A 252-nucleotide genomic window follows, 5' to 3' on the forward strand; every position below is an offset into this window, starting at 1 on the left:
CTGAATGGTTTCATCTTTTAGAATACCTTTGGATTCAAGCACTGGATGTTGCTGGATCACCTGATACACAGATTTAGGCCTAAAACGTGTGACAAATCCAATGTTTTGAGCAGTCAGATTTGCATACTGAACCGTACCGGGTTTGTCGGAGAGTCAATATTCTGAGAGACTATCCCGATGACAAAATTAAAATATACCCCTGAAATCAGAGAAAGAGCGGTTCAATTATTGATTGAATCTGAAAAAGATTAT

1 pseudogene is annotated in these 252 nt (G+C 38.1%); it reads right to left on the reverse strand.

Features of this window, described 5'->3' with window-relative positions:
- Positions 1-126: pseudogene (locus GBN19_RS15685) on the reverse strand (IS4 family transposase); the annotation flags it as partial.
- Between the last annotated feature and the right edge of the window lie 126 nt (positions 127-252).

Source organism: Acinetobacter brisouii (assembly GCF_008993995.1).
GTDB lineage: Bacteria > Pseudomonadota > Gammaproteobacteria > Pseudomonadales > Moraxellaceae > Acinetobacter > Acinetobacter brisouii_A.